This is a genomic window from Streptomyces sp. NPDC059897 (assembly GCF_042730865.1).
Taxonomy (GTDB): Bacteria; Actinomycetota; Actinomycetes; order Streptomycetales; family Streptomycetaceae; genus Streptomyces.
In genome coordinates this window covers 252,100-268,271 of sequence record NZ_JBHWKQ010000007.1, presented here as the reverse complement: position 1 = coordinate 268,271, position 16,172 = coordinate 252,100, and the positions used below count along the sequence as shown (strand labels likewise).

The 16,172-nt window shown below is 67.8% G+C and carries 13 protein-coding genes; 8 read left to right on the top strand and 5 right to left on the bottom strand.

Features of this window, described 5'->3' with window-relative positions; translation table 11 throughout:
* Positions 1-193: 193 nt before the first annotated feature.
* Positions 194-1,771, top strand: a complete 1,578-nt coding sequence (locus ACFV9W_RS11350) for an amidase family protein (RefSeq protein ID WP_385758134.1) — start codon at positions 194-196, stop codon at positions 1,769-1,771.
* Between the two features lie 195 nt (positions 1,772-1,966).
* Positions 1,967-2,263, top strand: a complete 297-nt coding sequence (locus ACFV9W_RS11345) for a hypothetical protein (protein WP_385758131.1) — start codon at positions 1,967-1,969, stop codon at positions 2,261-2,263.
* 70 nt (positions 2,264-2,333) lie between these two features.
* Here ACFV9W_RS11345 and ACFV9W_RS11340 read toward each other — a convergent pair whose 3' ends face one another.
* The 4 genes from ACFV9W_RS11340 to ACFV9W_RS11325 form a co-directional block, all read right to left on the bottom strand.
* Positions 2,334-3,125: an SDR family NAD(P)-dependent oxidoreductase gene (locus ACFV9W_RS11340; RefSeq protein ID WP_385758128.1), complete on the bottom strand. Its 792-nt coding sequence runs from the start codon at positions 3,123-3,125 to the stop codon at positions 2,334-2,336.
* A 200-nt stretch (positions 3,126-3,325) separates the two neighbouring features.
* Positions 3,326-5,104, bottom strand: coding sequence for a stealth family protein (locus ACFV9W_RS11335; protein ID WP_385758125.1), 1,779 nt, complete (start codon positions 5,102-5,104; stop codon positions 3,326-3,328).
* 31 nt (positions 5,105-5,135) lie between these two features.
* A complete protein-coding gene (locus ACFV9W_RS11330) occupies positions 5,136-6,125 on the bottom strand; it encodes an FkbM family methyltransferase (RefSeq protein WP_385758122.1) in 990 nt (329 codons plus the stop codon).
* Between the two features lie 76 nt (positions 6,126-6,201).
* Complete coding sequence (locus ACFV9W_RS11325) at positions 6,202-8,112, bottom strand: stealth family protein (protein WP_385758119.1); 1,911 nt, start codon at positions 8,110-8,112, stop codon at positions 6,202-6,204.
* Between the two features lie 433 nt (positions 8,113-8,545).
* On the opposite strand from ACFV9W_RS11325, the gene ACFV9W_RS11320 reads away from it, so the two are divergent.
* The 3 genes from ACFV9W_RS11320 to ACFV9W_RS11310 all read left to right on the top strand — a co-directional run bounded on the left by ACFV9W_RS11320 (position 8,546) and on the right by ACFV9W_RS11310 (position 11,353).
* Positions 8,546-10,090 carry a serine/threonine-protein kinase gene (locus tag ACFV9W_RS11320; RefSeq protein ID WP_385758116.1) on the top strand — a complete coding sequence of 515 codons (1,545 nt, stop codon included), beginning with the start codon at positions 8,546-8,548 and terminating at the stop codon, positions 10,088-10,090.
* A 78-nt stretch (positions 10,091-10,168) separates the two neighbouring features.
* Positions 10,169-10,804: a helix-turn-helix transcriptional regulator gene (locus ACFV9W_RS11315; protein WP_385758114.1), complete on the top strand. Its 636-nt coding sequence runs from the start codon at positions 10,169-10,171 to the stop codon at positions 10,802-10,804.
* Between the two features lie 78 nt (positions 10,805-10,882).
* Positions 10,883-11,353, top strand: a complete 471-nt coding sequence (locus ACFV9W_RS11310; protein WP_385758111.1) for a DUF3291 domain-containing protein — start codon at positions 10,883-10,885, stop codon at positions 11,351-11,353.
* Between the two features lie 42 nt (positions 11,354-11,395).
* Here ACFV9W_RS11310 and ACFV9W_RS11305 read toward each other — a convergent pair whose 3' ends face one another.
* On the bottom strand, positions 11,396-12,637 hold the full coding sequence (locus ACFV9W_RS11305) for an ROK family protein (RefSeq protein ID WP_385758109.1): 1,242 nt from the start codon (positions 12,635-12,637) through the stop codon (positions 11,396-11,398).
* A gap of 276 nt (positions 12,638-12,913) precedes the next feature.
* On the opposite strand from ACFV9W_RS11305, the gene ACFV9W_RS11300 reads away from it, so the two are divergent.
* Genes ACFV9W_RS11300 through ACFV9W_RS11290 form a run of 3 tightly spaced genes read left to right on the top strand, consistent with a single transcriptional unit; the run spans position 12,914 to position 16,121 of the window.
* Entirely contained in the window at positions 12,914-14,290 is a 1,377-nt protein-coding gene (locus ACFV9W_RS11300) for an extracellular solute-binding protein (protein ID WP_385758107.1), read from the top strand.
* Positions 14,287-15,213, top strand: coding sequence for a carbohydrate ABC transporter permease (locus ACFV9W_RS11295; protein WP_385758104.1), 927 nt, complete (start codon positions 14,287-14,289; stop codon positions 15,211-15,213). The genes ACFV9W_RS11300 and ACFV9W_RS11295 overlap by 4 nt, the downstream gene beginning before the upstream one ends.
* On the top strand, positions 15,213-16,121 hold the full coding sequence (locus ACFV9W_RS11290) for a carbohydrate ABC transporter permease (protein ID WP_385758101.1): 909 nt from the start codon (positions 15,213-15,215) through the stop codon (positions 16,119-16,121). The genes ACFV9W_RS11295 and ACFV9W_RS11290 overlap by 1 nt, the downstream gene beginning before the upstream one ends.
* The last annotated feature ends 51 nt before the right edge of the window (positions 16,122-16,172 follow it).

Here is a 16,172-nt window from a genome sequence, read left to right as displayed (position 1 = left end):
CACAACCCTCCAAAAACCACACACACCACGCAATCCCAACAACACAAACAGACGCACCCAAGCAGCCCAACACCACCCACACACCAGCAACACCACACACCCCCACACCACCCGGACACACCACAGGCCGGACAGACCGTGGCCGACGCCGTGCCCTTGCCGTGCCGCAGGTGGTTGTAGTGCGCTACGCCTCATGAGGAACGTGAGGAAGAAAGGCGTCACCACGCTGGGCGCCCTGCTGTTGGCGGTGCCCCTTGTCGTCGCCGCGCCGTTACCGTCGGCGGCCGGCGCGGACAGATCGCTGGGTGTCGACCTCGACACGGTGACGATCCCGCATCTGCAGGCACGCATGGCGAAAGGTTCGCTGACCTCGTCGGCACTGACCGCCGCCTATCTGCAGCGGATCAGAACCGTCGATCCCAAGATCCACGCTGTGCTGCGCACCGACCCGACGGCGCTGCGCCAGGCCGCCGCCAGCGACGCCCGCCATCGGCACGGCGCCGTCCGTGGCCCGCTCGACGGCATACCCATCCTGATCAAGGACAACGTGAACACCCGCGGGCTGTCCTCGACGGCCGGATCGCTGGCGCTTGCCGGGAAACCGCCCAGTGCCGACGCCGATCTGGTGACGCGGCTACGTAAGGCCGGGGCGGTCATCCTCGGCAAGACCAATCTCTCCGAGTGGGCGAACTTCCGTGCGGCGAAGCCGACGTCGGGGTGGTCGGCGGTCGGTGGGCAGACCAACAACCCGTATGTACTCGACCGCAACCCCTGCGGGTCCTCCTCCGGTTCTGCCGCGGCGCTCGCCGCGTCGCTGGCCCAAGTCGCGATCGGCACCGAGACGGACGGGTCGATCGTGTGCCCCGCCGGCATGAACGGGGTCGTCGGCCACAAGCCCAGTCTCGGCCTGGTCAGCCAGGACGGCGTGGTGCCGATCTCCGCCGAGCAGGACACCGCGGGCCCCATGGCGCGCAATGTCACCGACACCGCGCTCACCCTGCCGGTGATTCGCGGTGACAGCGGTGCGGGCTCCGGCAGCGTGGCCCGTCCCACGGGCGTACTGCCCGGTCCCGAGGGCGTGCGCGGCAAGCGGATCGGCCTGTGGCGGCTGCCCTCGCTCGGCCCCGACGTGGACGCCCTGATGTCTCGTACGGCGAAGAAGCTGCGCGCGGCGGGCGCCGAGGTCGTCGAGGTGACCCCGCCGTATCAGAAGCGGCTCGCCGAGCTCGAATTCCCGGCGCTGCTCAGCGAGTTCCACCGGGACATCGATACCTACCTCTCCACCCGCGAAGGACCGCGGAATCTCGCCAAGCTCATCGAGTTCAACCGCACCCATCCCCAAGAGCAGACGTGCTTTGCCGGACAGGAGTTGTTCGAGCAGGCCCTGGCCGCACCGTCGACCAACGACCCTGAATACCGCGCCATGCGAGCCGAGTTGAAGGACCTCTCCCGGCGTTCCATCGACGAGACCCTGGCCACCCACCACCTCGACGCCATCGCCTCACCGACCAACCCGCCCGCCTGGACCACCGACTGCGCGCGCGGCGACAACGACGTGATCCCGTCGTCCACCCCGGCGGCCGTATCCGGATATCCGTCCCTGTCGGTACCCGCAGGCTTCGTGGGCGAGTTGCCCGTCGGCATCCTGCTCATGGCCGGAGACCACCAGGACAGCGAACTGCTGTCCCTCGGCGCATCCGTGGAGACCCGCCTCTCCGCATGGCGGGCACCGCGCTATCTGGCCTCGGTAGGGAGCAACGGCAGCCGCTGACCCACACCGCGCCGCCGAGGGCGGCCCGGACGCGTTCCGGGCCGCCTGGCGGGCCGGTATCCCGGGCCGAGACCTGTCCAGGCACACGTCCATGACCAGGAGTGATACGCGGGAGCCGACCGGTCACACCACCCGCGTTCACCTGGATCGGCTAACCAGAGAGACCCCGGCACGTAATCAGCGGATTGTGGATCCATGCCCCTCTGGTACAGAAGACGCCGCAGCCCGCACACACGTGACACCCAGCACCTCGCGCACCCCGATCTCAACCGGATCGCCGTCCTCGAGCACGACCTCCTCGGGATCGAACCCGAACCGGGAACGCCCGCCGCATTCGCCGCAGCCCTGGACCGGCCCCTCGACCAGGACGTGTGCGAACACGAGGACGCCATGGACGTCATCCCGCTCGGCCAGGGGCGTTCGACCGGGATGTGCGCGGGCTGTGACGTCGACATCGTGGAGACGGACGAAGGACTTTGGGATCGCTCCTGACCTGGATGTTCCCCGTAACCTGGCGTCCAAGTGGGCCGGGCCCGGCGTCACGAACAGGCGCGGGATCGCGTCACACGGCGAGGATGCCGCCGTCCACCGCCACGTGGCTGCCCGTAGCGAACGAGGACCGGTCGCTCAGCAGCCACAGTGCCGCCTCCGCCACCTCTTGCGGCGCGGCCATTCGCCGCTGAATCTGACGCGCCACGAACGCTTCCTCCAGCGCCGGCTCGGCCTCGACCGCCGCGTTGATCATCTCTGTTCGCGTGGTGCCCACGACGAGGGAGTTGACCCGGATTCCGTGCGCTCCGTACTCGGCGGCGGCCGCCTTCGTCAGCCCCAGGACCGCGTGCTTCGCCGCGACGTACGGGGATGGCGCGCCGGTGGCGATCAGGCCCGCCGAGCTGGCGGTGTTGACGACGGCGCCATGACCGGCGGCCAGCATGACGGGGATCTGGCTGCGCAGGCAGTTCCACGTCCCTCGCACGTTGACATCCATGATGCGGTCGAAGTCTTCCTGGGGAAGTTCGTGCAACGGGCCGAAGACGGAGCCGGCATACCCGGCGTTGTTGAACGCGCCGTCCAGGCCTCCGAAGCGTTCGACGGCCGTGGCCACCGCCCGATCGACGTCCTCGGACCGCGTCACATCGCCGACGCTGCAGGCCGCTTGTCCGCCCGACGCCTCGATCTCCAGAACGAGCTCCTTGAGCTCGTTCTCACGGCGCGCCATGACAACGACGGCCGCCCCCTCGTCCGTGAACAACCGGGCGGCAGCCGCTCCGATACCGCTCGACGCGCCCGTGATCATCACTGTTTTCCCGGCCAACAATCCGGCCCCGCGCACCCGTGACACCCGCTCATCCATGACGCCGAGTAAACCCGAAACAGCGTTCCATCACACCACCTTCAGTGAAGAAGAGTTCGATTCGACTGAACGCCGCCGACCACACCGTCGGGCAGTCCGCGGTTCGGCCGACGTCCTTGGCAATGGCCAGTGCGTGGCGTAGCCGGGCCAAGCAGCCGCTGCGCGGCTGTTGGTTCATCGGACGCTCCCGATGACGCAGCTCAGTAGGGCTGGATCGGCTGGACTTCACGGGCATGAGCCCCGCCGTCGGAGCCGGCATTCCCGGTCCCGTCGTGAAACGTCCCGGTGCCCTTCTCGAAAGCGCTGGAGCGGGGGAAGTACTCCTCCAGGAAGCCTGTGATCATTTCCGGGTCCGCCCCTGCTTGTTGTTCCTGTTCTGAGGCGTCGCCCACCCCGTCGTTGAGGCAAAAGGCGTGGCAGTTTCGTTTGCGTAGAAGTCCTTGCATCTTGGCAACCGCGTCTCCTGCTGACAGAGAGATGTACTCGTAGCGCAGTGTCGAGGGGATGGCTCGGCCAGTGAGGAAGGCGAAGTGAGGATGCAGCGACGTCGGGATCGACAGATCCTGCGCACTGCGGAACTGGCTGCGTGCCGTCCGGCCGTGCTCCTCAGCGAAGACTTCCTCGATCTCATAGAGGATGCTGCGCCGCAACGCACACGGGGCATGCTTCATCTTCTGCGTGATGACTGTGCCGAAACGGGCCTCCAGTAGCGCCCGGTTGTTCTTGCCCGCGACTGAGACAGGCTCGTCATCGTCTGTTGGCGGTCCGGTCGGTAGCAGTGCCCGTGAGGGGAAGTAGCGGGCAGTGCCGTTGGCAAGAAAGAAGCCTCCCGGCGAGATGCTCCGCCCCAGGAAGAAGTCGTCGTTGAAATAGAGGAAATGCTCGGACAGCCCCTGGATATGGTGCAGTTGACTCTCAATCGCGTGGGAGTTGAACGTCGGCAGTGCATCAGGGTCCGTGAAGATCTCCCGGTGGTCGATCACCGTCACCTTGGGGTGGTCGGTATTCAGCCAGGCGGGAACCTGCTGGTCCGTCACGACATAGACGTTCCGGATCCATGGCGCGAACCGCTCGAGCGACCTCAGTGAGTAGCGGAGTTCATCCCGATTCTGGTAGCGCTCCGCACAGTCCGCCTGTGGGTGAAAGGGCTTCTTCTGCACTCCGGCGCGTCGCTGCTGCCAGTCGGGGTCGGAGCCATCCACCCAGGTGTAGACCGCGTCGACAGGAAAGTGGATGTCCGTTGCGAGCGGCACGGTGAATGCCTGACGAGTGCGTACCGGCTGGATCGGTGGCATGTTGTCCGCCGAGGCGAACTCGGTGAAGAGGTGGCCCGGTGCCTCGGTAGCAGCTTCCGTGCGGGGTACTGTGTCGGTGATTCGGTTGTTCCTCGGCGCGACGAGTTCGTCGCCTTCTTCCCTCCAGAACTCGACATCACAGCCGTACTGTGTACCGAGGACCGAGCCGTCCGTCGTGCAGGCGTGGAACACCGTGATCCGAATGACCTGCTCCTGCATCAGTGATGCCCAGGTTCCCGGCTCCCCTGCGTAGCCGATTGCCGACTGCTCCGCCGGTGCTGAGGCGTAGAGAGGCACGTTCTGAGCCTCACGTGCCAGAGCGCCGATCACCACATCCCTCCGCTCGGCGGACACACCCACTACAGCCGACTTCGACGAATACCCACGCACCGCGAAGTACTCGACACCGGCCTCTTCCAGCACCCGCTCAACCACGCGCAGATTCTCTTCGCGCGCCCGGAGGACCGTGCCACTGTCACCGCTGCGCGCTGCCCGGACTCCGCCTTCGACATGCACGGAAACAGTCCCCGGAGCGGCGAGAAGGGCAGCGGGCAAAGAGGGACCCGCCTGTTGTTGCAGATCTCCCTCGGGCCGTCGGGGCGGCTGCTTGCGCACGCGTGGCCCGACCGCGCGACGGGCGCGGAGATTCAAGCGCACACGAACTCTGCGCAGTAGCTCGGGCATTCAGTGGCTCCCTTTCCGGGCCGGCAGGTTGTCAGGAAGCAGGAGCAGGCCGCCGCTGTCCGCGCACCAGGCTCTTGAAGGAACGCTTACGGGGCGCCGTCGGCAAGGAGTAGGAGGCGTTCCATCCCTGAGGGAAGGTGGATCCCCCCGGCAATTCCAGGTTGGTCCGCTCGTCGCACTCGAGGATCGCCCTGAGCCAAGTGCGCATTGCGTGATGGAAGTCGTACGTGAGCGCCTCGGGGGCCAGCAGCCAGTCACGCGCGCTACTGCTCACGTGGGTCCGGTAGTTGTCCGCTGAGCGGGCTGTCCATGGGCTCTCCGCCTGGATCGGGTGGAGGCCGTATCCGAGTTCAGTGATCGTATCCAGGGTCCGGGCCAGCGACTCGTGGTCGGAACTCGGAAGGATCTCCAGGACGATCCACGGGCGATGCTGCCGCACCGTCTCCATCCCCCCAGCCAACACTTGTCCTTCCAGCGTCTCCACATCAATCTTGATCAAATGCGGTCGCAGCTCGGGGCGCCCCTGGGAAAACTCGTCCAGCGTGGTGACGGGGACGGTCACTGATTCCGTGTGTCGGCGATGCCCCGCATTCAGGGAGTGCGACGACTCCGCTTTCAGCGACAGGTACAGCTCAGCACTCCCCGGCGTGTCAGCCACCGCTGAGCGGATGAGTTCGAACCCCAGCCCGTTGGCGTCCCGGATCTCGCGGCAGATCCGCGATGTCTCCGGCGCTGGTTCAAACGCGTGCACCGACAATCGACGCCCGTAGACGGCATCGATGAGGCCGGAATAGAGGCCGATGTGCGCGCCGACGTCGAGGACCGCACTCCCTTCCGGTGCTTGATGGGCCACCGCCATCAATGTCGCTTGCGTCAATGGTTCGTATCCCGCCAGCCCTGACCGACGCAGCTGGCGCTGTACAGCGGTTTGCTTGCGGCTCATGAAATTCAGCGCACTGGCATACGGGCCCGCGTGCGCGAGAGCTGATCCATTGCGCGGGACAGTGACGACAAGCGGCATGGGAAGCGTCCTTTCCAATGATGGGTCCCGGCCCCCGTTGCATGAGGCCAGGGTGAACTGCCGGTCTACGCAAGGCTCAAGACGTCGATCCAGCCCGGCCCGTCGCCCGCACCGGATCACCGTCCGTCGCGTGGCGCACTGAAGACGAGGCGTTTGCCGGAGCCACCCCAGAGATCGGGTCGGACGGGAACTCGTAAGGGCTGGCTGTGGGGTAGTAGCTGTCCAGGAACTGCTGGACGACAGCGGTACTCGCGTGCTCCTCGCCGTCGCAGGTGTTGGTGTCATTCAGACAGAACACGAGGTGCGAGCGATTCAGCAGACGCCCCAACCGGGCTTCGATGCGCGGCTGCGAGATGTCCACGTAGTCGTAGCGGATGGTTCCCGGCACGGCCCGGCCGGTGTGGAAGGCGTAGTAGTGGTGCAGCGAGTTGGTGATGGCGATGTCGTCAGGGCTGCGGAAGGCATGTCCCGCTGTGCGCTGGTGAGCGTCCGCGAAGACCCGCTCTACGTCTTCCAGCACGCTGCGCCGCAGCGCGCAGGGCGTGTGCTTCATCTTGCGGGTAATGCTGCTGCCGAACCTGGCCGCTAGCAGCCGCCGATTGGTGACGCCCGCGGCTGACACAGGGACGTCGTCCGCACCGCTGCTGCCGACGGGCGGCAGCAGCGCCCTGGAGGGGAAGAACTTGCTGATGCCGTTGGCGAGGAAGAAGTCCTGCGGGAGGGCCGGACGCCCCAGGAAGACATCGTCGTTGAAGTAGAGGAAATGCTCAGCCAGCCCCTTGATGTGGTGCAACTGGCTCTCGATGGCGTGTGAGTTGAACGTCGGCAGCGCATCAGGGTCCGTGAAGATCTCCCGGTGATCGACGACGTTGATCCGGGAATGAGCGGTGTTCAGCCAGCTCGGTACCTGTTGGTCCGTGACGATGAAGATGTTCCGGATCCACGGCGCGTACAGGTGCAGGGACCTCAGGGAGTAGCGCAGCTCGTCGCGGCTGAGGTAGCGGGCGGCGTTGGCCGCCTCCGGGTGGTACGGCTCACCCACAGCTGCCGCGCGTCTGCGCTGCCACTGCGGATCCGAGCCATCCACCCAGGTGTAGACGACGTCGACCGGGAAGTGGATGTCGTCAGGCAGCGGTTCGGCAAACTCCCTCCGGGTGGGCACCTCCCCAGGCTGGGGGTGGGTGTCCTTAGAGGCCAACTGGGTGAAGTGCCGTCCCGGGCGCCGTACCGTGGGTTCCCATCGACTGACCCGCTCGCAGGCGAGGTTGCGCCTCGGCGCCATCAGTTCCGTACCGTCCTCGGACGGTGACCAGAACTCGATGTCGCAGCCGAACTTCGGGCCCAGCACGAGTTCAGCCGAGGCAGATTCAGCGAAGAAGCAAAAGACCCTCACCACTTGCTGTGTGGCGACGCGCCGCCACACAGCCGACGACGTGATGGGCCGGCTGCACTGCATCTGTTGCCGCTGGCCGCCGCCGGCCGACGTGAGTTGAAGGGGGAGCCGGCTGCTGAGTGCATGCAATGCCTGTTCGGCCTTCGCCCGGTCTTCGGTACAGACACCCACCGTGGAGGCGGTTTCCACCGTGCCACGCACCATGAAGTACTCCACCCCGGCCTCCTGCAGAGCCCCGAGTACGGCTCGCAGGTTGCACTCGCGTGCTTGCAGCGGAGTGATCTCGTAACGCTGCAACGCGATGCGCAGCCCGCCGAGGGTCCGGACCGGCACGTGACCGCCGTCGCCCAGCAGCCCCTGTTGCCCGAGTCGGCCGCTCAGCCGACGCTGCTGAAGGCTTCGCACCGCTAGAGTGGGCCGCTCGAGTTGATGTCTCAATCGCTCCCATTCCTCAATCCCGACCCTGGCCCGCACAGCACGACGCAGGCGCAGCGGAATCATCCGACGGTACGCGCGCAATGCCCGGGAGGGCGGGCCGGCGCGGAATGCAGCATCGGGCGAGGCACTGAGCTGCGACAGGGGCTTTTTTGGCATTGCACATCCCTGGACCTGAGAATTCCGGCCGCGATCACGACCCCGGGCAACACTGGCGACGTCTCGTGGGGAGAGCCTGGGCAGGTTCTCGCTTTCAGTCGGAGGAGATCGGTGCCGGGGGAATCGTCCAGCGCAAATGAAGGATTCAGATTTCCCGTTTCCCTGTTCCGCGCGAGACGGCGACCCCGTAGGTTGACGTGACGTTAACAAGAATGATCGTCCGCGCTACCTTCTCGACGCCCATAAGTAAGAGAAACACTCGAATCGAGTAAACCGTGCAAGAAGATCGATCCCTCTACCCGAAACGCCGGACCAACCCCCGGCCCCCTGTACCCACCGAGCCTCCCGATGTCTACGGTGGTCCCGAGGCCGGCAAGGCCCCAGGGAGTCGCAGGGCCTGAAGGGGCGACAGGAGACGGGTGGAGTGCGGGGTATGGGGGACGAGCGTGCGGGTGGCGGCGAGGGTGGGCGGGTGATCGCCGGGCGTTATCGCGTCGTCGGGCGGCTCGGCAGTGGCGGAATGGGCACCGTGTGGCGGGCCGTCGACGAGCGGCTGGGGCGCGAGGTCGCCGTCAAGGAGCTTCGTTCGTTCGACGGTGTCGACGGGCCGGATCCGGGCGAGCAACGGGTGCGGATGCAGCGCGAGGCACGGGCCGCCGCGCGGGTGCGGCATCACGGGGTGGTCGCCGTGCACGATGTCACCGAGCACGAGGGCCGTCCGGTGATTGTGATGGAGTTTGTCGACGGGGAGTCGCTGCAGGGGATGTTGCAGCGGCGTGGACCTGTTGACCCGCTTGAGGCGGCCCGGATCGGGGCCCAGGTGATGGACGCGCTCGCGGCCGCGCACCGCGCCGGGGTGTGGCACCGGGACGTCAAGCCCAGCAACATCCTGCTCGAGCGCGGTGGCCGGGTCGTGCTCACGGACTTCGGGATCGCCGCGCTGCAGGAACCGGGTGACGGCGCCGCCACCCGGATCACCCGTAGTGGCGAGTTGGTCGGTTCTCTCGACTACCTCGCGCCCGAGCAGGCTCGCGGCGGTGAGGTGGGGCCCGCCGCGGACGTGTGGGCCCTGGGCGCCTCGTTGTACTCGGCCGTCGAGGGCGCGCCCCCGTTCCGGCGCGCCTCCACCTGGTCGACCATCACCGCCATCGTCACCGAGCCGCTGCCCGAGCCCCGGCGGGCCGGTCCGCTTGCGCCCGCGCTCGCCGAGCTACTGGACAAGGATCCTGCGTTGCGGGCCGACGCCGTGCGCGCCGCGCAGTTGTTGCGGGCCACCGCCGCAGGTGCGCCGCTGCCGCCTCCGTCGCCCGACACCGTGCGGCTGCGTCGCCAGGACGGGGAGCAGCAGATTCCGGGTAGCGGCTTCGGTGCCGAGGCGTTCCCCGCGTCCGTCACCTCGCCGCCTCCCGGGTCGCCGACCGTCACCGCTCAGCGTGGCACCGCACGTCGGCGTGGCGCCATTGCCGCCGCCGTGGCTGCGGCGCTGCTCGTCGGCGGCGGCGTGACGTACCTGGTGACCAGTCAGGACGGTGGCGATACGGGCGGAAGTGCGGCGGGGCCTGTTGCCGACGGCACCCCGTCGGCCTCGTCGTCCACACACTCCGCGTCGCCTTCGTCGTCCGTCAGCCCTTCTGCCCCTTCGAGTTCCGGCGACGACTCCCCCAGCGCCTCCGCGAGCGACGACGACGCTCCCTCCCCCGCCTGCACCCCCGTCGGCGGCGGCGAGTCCGACTGCCGTGTATGGCGGACCGCCACCTCGTACGACTCCCGGCACCGGCCCGTCGGCACCATCCACCCGGGTACCAACTACTTCTACTGCCAGGCCAAGCTCACGCAGCGGGAGACGTACGGCGAGTGGACCAATGTCTGGTGGGCGAAGACCGATGACGACTCCGGCAACGCCGGTGTGTTCGTCAGTGATGTCTACCTCAAGGGCGGCCGGAACGATCAGCCGGTGCCGGGGCTTGCGGTGTGCTGAGCGGCCGGGCCTCCCATCGGCTCTCACGCAGCGCGCACGCACTCTATGAGGTATCCCCATTGGTCATAGACTCGGTGCGTGACGAACGACGATTCCGCATTCGCAGCACTGGGCGCGCTGGGTGATCCCGTACGCCGTCGCCTCTACCGCTATGTCGCCGCCCAACCGGACGACGTAGGGCGTGACGCCGCCGCGGAGGCGGTCGAGGTGTCCCGGTCGTTGGCCGCGTTCCATCTGGACAAGCTGGTCGAGGCGGGGCTGTTGACCGCGTCGTCGCGGCGGCTGTCCGGGCGCACCGGGCCGGGCGCCGGGCGGCCGGCGAAGGTGTACCGGCGTGCCGAGGGCGAGCACTCCGTGTCCGTTCCGCCCCGGTCCTACGACTCCGTCGGCCATCTGCTGGCCGCGACCGTGGAGAACGCGGGCCTGGACCGGGAGTTGCAGGACGCGGCCCGGGCTGCGGGCGCCGCGCAGCCGGACATCGACGCCGACGACCTGGTCGACGTCCTGGCGGAGCGCGGCTATCAGCCCTACTGGGACGAGGGGACGCTGCGTCTTCGCAACTGCCCTTTCCATGCGCTGGCCGAGGAGTTCCCTGCCCTGATCTGCGGGATGAATCTGGCGCTGCTGGAGGGGGTCACCCCCGCGGCGTGGCGACCGGTCATGGATCCGTGCCCGGGCGGATGCTGCGTGGCGCTCTCCCGGAGTTCCGACTGAGCCGCCCGTCCGAACGCCAACCACCTTCTAAAACAAATGAGCGTTGACTATAGAAGCGGGCTCGGCCATGCTGGGCCCATGACTGGCTTTCACCTCGCTCAGGTCAACATCGGCCGCCTCGTCGCCCCGCTCACCGGACCCGAACTCGCCGGCTTCGTCGCACAGCTCCCCGAGATCAACGCGCTCGCCGACGGCAGCCCCGGATTCGTCTGGCGCATGGTCGACGACGCCGGGGAGGACGCGACCGGGTTCCGTCCGGACGGCGCCGACGACATGATCCTCATCAACTGCTCGGTCTGGGAGTCGGTCGAGGCGCTGCGGACGTTCACGTACCACAGCGATCACCTGCGGGTGCTGAGCCGCCGCCGCGAGTGGTTCCAGCGCATGGCCGAGGCGCACCAGGCGCTGTGGTGGGTACCGGCCGGTCATCGTCCGAGCGTCGCGGAAGCGATGGAGCGGGTCGCGCTCATCCGGCAACACGGGCCGGGGCCCGAGGCGTTCACCTTCCGCGCCCGCTACCCCGCGCCGGCTGCGACGGCCGGACGGTGACACGGTTCCGGCCGGGCCTCCCGTCCCCCGGGCGCGAGCCGCTCAGCCGGACACCTCCGTCAGCATCCCCCACCCCGGGGCGTAGCGCCCGTGCAGGACGAGGGACGCGGCACCCACCGCCCCGGCCGTCTCGCCGATGAGGCTGGGTTCGACCGTCACCCCGCCGAGCGCGCGGGCCACCGACGTCGTGTTGACGGCCTTGTCGATCTCCTCGCCGAGCAATTCCTCCACGCCGACCAGCGCCTCGCCGCCCAGCACCACCCGGCTCACGTCGAGCAGCGCCACGGCGCCGCGCACGGCCTGCCCCATCCGGCGTCCCGCGAGGCGCACCACGTCGCAGGCGGCCCCGTCCCCGGCGCGTGCCGCGCGGCGCACCAGCTTCCAGTCGGCGCGCACGGTGTCGCGGGTGCCGCTGAGTCCCATGCGGCGTGCGGCGGCCCCGCCGTGTCGGGTGTACAGGTCCTCGACGAGTGCGGCGGGGTTGCAGTAGGGGCCGAGACAGCCGTTGCTACCGCAGTCGCAGCGGCGGTTTCCGGGCTCGGTCTGGGCATGGCCGATCTCCCCCGCGTTGCCCGAGTCGCCGCGCAGGACGTGCCCCCCGAGCATGACACCTGCCCCGATACCCGCCCCCATGTAGAGATACAGAAACCCGTCCGCACGCTTCTCCCCGCCGATCCAGCGCTCGCCGATCGCCGCGGCCGTCGCGTCGTTGTCCATCGCCACCGGCATGCCGGTCTCCCGCGCGAACATGTCCAGCAGGGGCACGCGTCGCCAGCCGTCGAAGTTGGGCGGGTCCACGACCGCGCCCGCCTCCCCGTCGATGGGGCCCGGCGCCGCGATCCCGAGGCCCAGCAGTCGGCCGCGGTCGATCGCGGCGCGCTCGGGCAGTCGCAGCGCCGCGCGTGCCACCCGGTCGACCACCTGCGCGGGATCGCTGGGGCGCGGGAGTGCGAAGCGGCGGCTGAGCAGCACCGATCCGGCGAGGTCCACCAGGACGATCACGGCGGCGTCCGGGTCGAGGTGCACCCCGAGGGCGTAGGCGCCGTCGGCGCGCGGAGTCAGCAGCGTGCGGCGTTTGCCCCCGCTGGAGGGTGCGTGTCCCGACTCGGCGATCAGGCCCTCGTCGAGCAGGCGGCGTACGACGTTCGACACCGTCTGGTTGGTGAGTCCGGTGAGCGGCCCCAACTCGACGCGGCTCACCGGCCCTTTGGTACGGATGGCGGCCAGGACGACGGCCTGGTTGTAGCCGCCGACCCTGGGCAGGTTGGTGCCGCTGCGCGCCATGGCGTCCCCTCCTTCGCGCAAGTCCGCTCCGGCGACCGCGTCAACTCATGGGCAGTGCACCGGGTTTCGGTGTCGAGATTATGCAGCAGGCGTTGACTTAGTCCATCCATTGGATTTAGGTAATCGCCAACGCACCACGCACCACCGCGCACCATGCCCGCACCGTCGGCGTCTTCCGCATCGCCGCTCGACCTGTGCACCGCAACACCTCTGGCACCGCCTGCAGTTGAGCGCCCCCACGCCGGGCGCCGAGCCGCCACCTCCTGGAGGAACCCCTTGCGCAAGAAGCTTCTCGCCGCCCTCGCGGTCACCATCGCGACAACGTTGTCCGCAACCGCTTGCGGTGGTTCCGGATCCTCCGTCGGAGGCGACTCGATCAAGGTCGTCTACTGGCAGCACCTGGACCAGAACGACCACAAGCAGCAGAAATTTCTGGCCTCGATGAAGCAGTTGTTCGAGAAGGCCCACCCGGGCAAGAAGGTCCAGATCGTTCCGGTCACGGCCTCCGAGAACGACTACTACACGAAGATCCAGCTGATGATGCGCTCGCCCTCGACCGCACCGGACCTGGTCTACGAGGACACCGCGCTCATCAACTCCGACATCGCCAGCGGCTACCTCAAGCCGCTCGACGACTACGTGTCCAAGTGGTCGGACTGGGGCAAGTTCGCGAAGGCCGCCACGTCCGCCGTCTCCTCCCCCACCGACGGCAAGACGTACGGCGTCCCGGACGACACCGACACCCGAGGCATCTGGTACAACGAGAAGCTGCTGAAGAAGGCGGGCATCAAGACGCCCTGGCAGCCGAAGAGTTGGGAAGAACTCCTCGACACGGCGCGCACCCTGAAGAAGAAGCTGCCGGGTGTCATCCCGATGAACCTGTACACCGGGCAGGCCGGTGGCGAGCAGTCCACCATGCAGGGCTTCGAGATGCTGCTGTACGGGACCGATGCCGCCGGGGACTCCCTGTACGACGCCAAGAAGAAGAAGTGGGTCGTCGGCTCGCAGGGCTTCAAGGACGCGCTGAAGTTCGTGCACACCGTGTACGACGAGGACCTGGGGCTCGACAAGTCCACCGCGCTCGGCCCCAACGCGGGTACCGAGGTCGGCACGAAGCTGATGCCGAAGAGCAAGATCGCCATGAACATCGACGGTTCGTGGATGGCCAACAGCTGGCTGAAGACCGGGCCGAGCCCGTGGCCCGACTGGTCGAAGACGATGAAGCCCGCCGCCATGCCGACCCAGAACGGCCAGGCGCCCGGCAAGGTCAGTATGTCGGGCGGCTGGGCCTGGTCGATCCCGTCGAAGGCCAAGAACCCCGATCTGGCCTGGCAGTTCGTCAAGGCGATCAAGAACAAGGAGAACTCGGTGAAGTGGAACATCATCGAGTCCACGACCGCCGTGCGCACCGACGTCGCCGCCGACCCGAAGTACCTCAATGCCACGCCGACCAACAAGTTCTTCACCGACCTCGTGAAGTACACCCACTTCCGCCCGGCGCTGCCGAAGTACCCGCAGGTCTCGAACGCCGTCACCAAGGCCATGGAGTCCGTGACCACCGAGCAGGCATCGGTGAGCGAGGCCGCCAAGACCTATGACCAGGACCTGGGTACGGCCGTCGGTCCCGATGCCACCGTCAAGGGCACGCGATGAAGTCCGCTGTCGCCACCGCCGGCGCCGCCGCCCCCGGTGGGCGCGCGGCAGGACGCACCGCCGTGAGTCGGTCCCTCCTGCGTGGTATGCCGATGCTGCCGTCGATCGTCCTGCTGGCCGTGTTCCTCGCCGGACCGATCCTGTACTGCGTCTACGACGCGTTCACCGACGCCCAGCTGACCGGGGCCGCCGAGACGAACTTCGTCGGCCTGGACAACTTCACGCGGGCGCTCGACGATCCGAACTTCCTCAACGCCCTGTGGCTGACCCTGGTGTTCGTCGTCGGCTCCGCCGTCATCGGGCAGAACACCCTCGGCCTGAGCCTCGCGGTGATGGCGGAGAAGGCCACCAAGCCGCTGCGCACACTCACCAACGGTGTCGTGATCGCCGCCTGGGTGCTGCCCGAGGTCGTCGCCGGCTATCTGATGTACGCGTTCTTCTACAAGCAGGGCTCGCTCAACGACGTCCTCGGCTTCCTGGGCCTGCCGCAGCAGAACTGGCTGTACACCCTGCCGATCCTCGCGGTGTGTCTCGCCAATGTGTGGCGCGGCACCGCGTTCTCGATGATGGTCTACTCGGCCGCCCTCAACGAGGTGCCGCGCGAACTGGTCGAGGCCGCGGAGATGGACGGTGCGGGTGTGTGGCACCAGCTGTGGCACGTGACGCTGCCGGTCATCCGCCGCACCATCATGACGAACCTGATGCTGATCACCCTCCAGACGCTCTCCGTCTTCGGGCTGATCTACGCCATGACGCGCGGCGGCCCCGGCAACAAGAGCCAGACCCTGCCGGTGTTCATGTACCAGCAGGCGTTCCAGAACAGCATGATCGGCTACGGCACGGCGATCGCGCTGGTGCTGCTGGTCGTGGGCGCGCTGTTCTCCGTCGTGTATCTGAAGCTGCTCAAGGTGGAGGAGGACTGATGGCCACCGCCGATCTGCTGCCCGCCGCCGACACCGGCCGCGCCGAGGGCGGCGCCCGCCCGGCTCCACAGGCGCACACGGCCCGCCGCCGGATCCGTCCCGGACGTGTCGCCGTCAATGCCGTCCTGCTGGTGATCAGCCTGCTGTTCGTGCTGCCGCTGGTGTGGATGGTGTTCGCGTCGTTCAGCTCGACGGCCAGCTTCGAGCTGAGCGTGCCCGCGCCGCCGACGCTGGACAACTTCCACGCGATCCTGAACGCCGAGACGACGTACCGGCCGCTGCTCAATGGGCTGCTGCTGTGCGGCGGGGCGACGCTGCTGTGCGTGGTCGCGTCGATCCTGGCCGCGTATCCGCTCTCGCGCTACCGCTCCCGGCTGCGCCGCCCGTTCCTGTACACCGTCCTGTTCACCACCGGGCTGCCCATCACCGCCGTGATGATCCCCGTGTACAGCATGTTCGTACAGGTCGAGCTGATCGACTCGATGTTCGCTACGACGCTGTTCCTGGCGGCCTCGGCGCTGCCGATCGGGATCTGGCTGATGAAGAACTTCATGGACGGTGTGCCGATCGTCCTGGAGGAGGCCGCGCGGATCGACGGCGCGAACGCCATGCAGTCCCTCGGCCGTGTGGTGCTGCCGCTGATGTGGCCGGGTGTCACCGTCGTCACCGTGTTCACCTTCATCAGCATGTGGGGCAACTTCTTCGTGCCGTTCGTGCTGCTCCTGTCGCCGGAGAAGCTGCCGGCGTCGGTGAGTGTGTTCACGTTCCTCAGTGCCCATGACCAGACGCAGTACGGGCAGCTGGCCGCGTTCTCCCTGGTGTACACGCTGCCCGTGGTGATGCTGTACCTGCTGCTGACCCGCAAGCTGGGCGGCGGTTTCGCCCTCGGCGGCGCCCTCAAGGGCTGAGTCCGCCCCGTCGGGGTGGGCCGACTCCCGCCCCGTGCAGTCCTGTTCAAC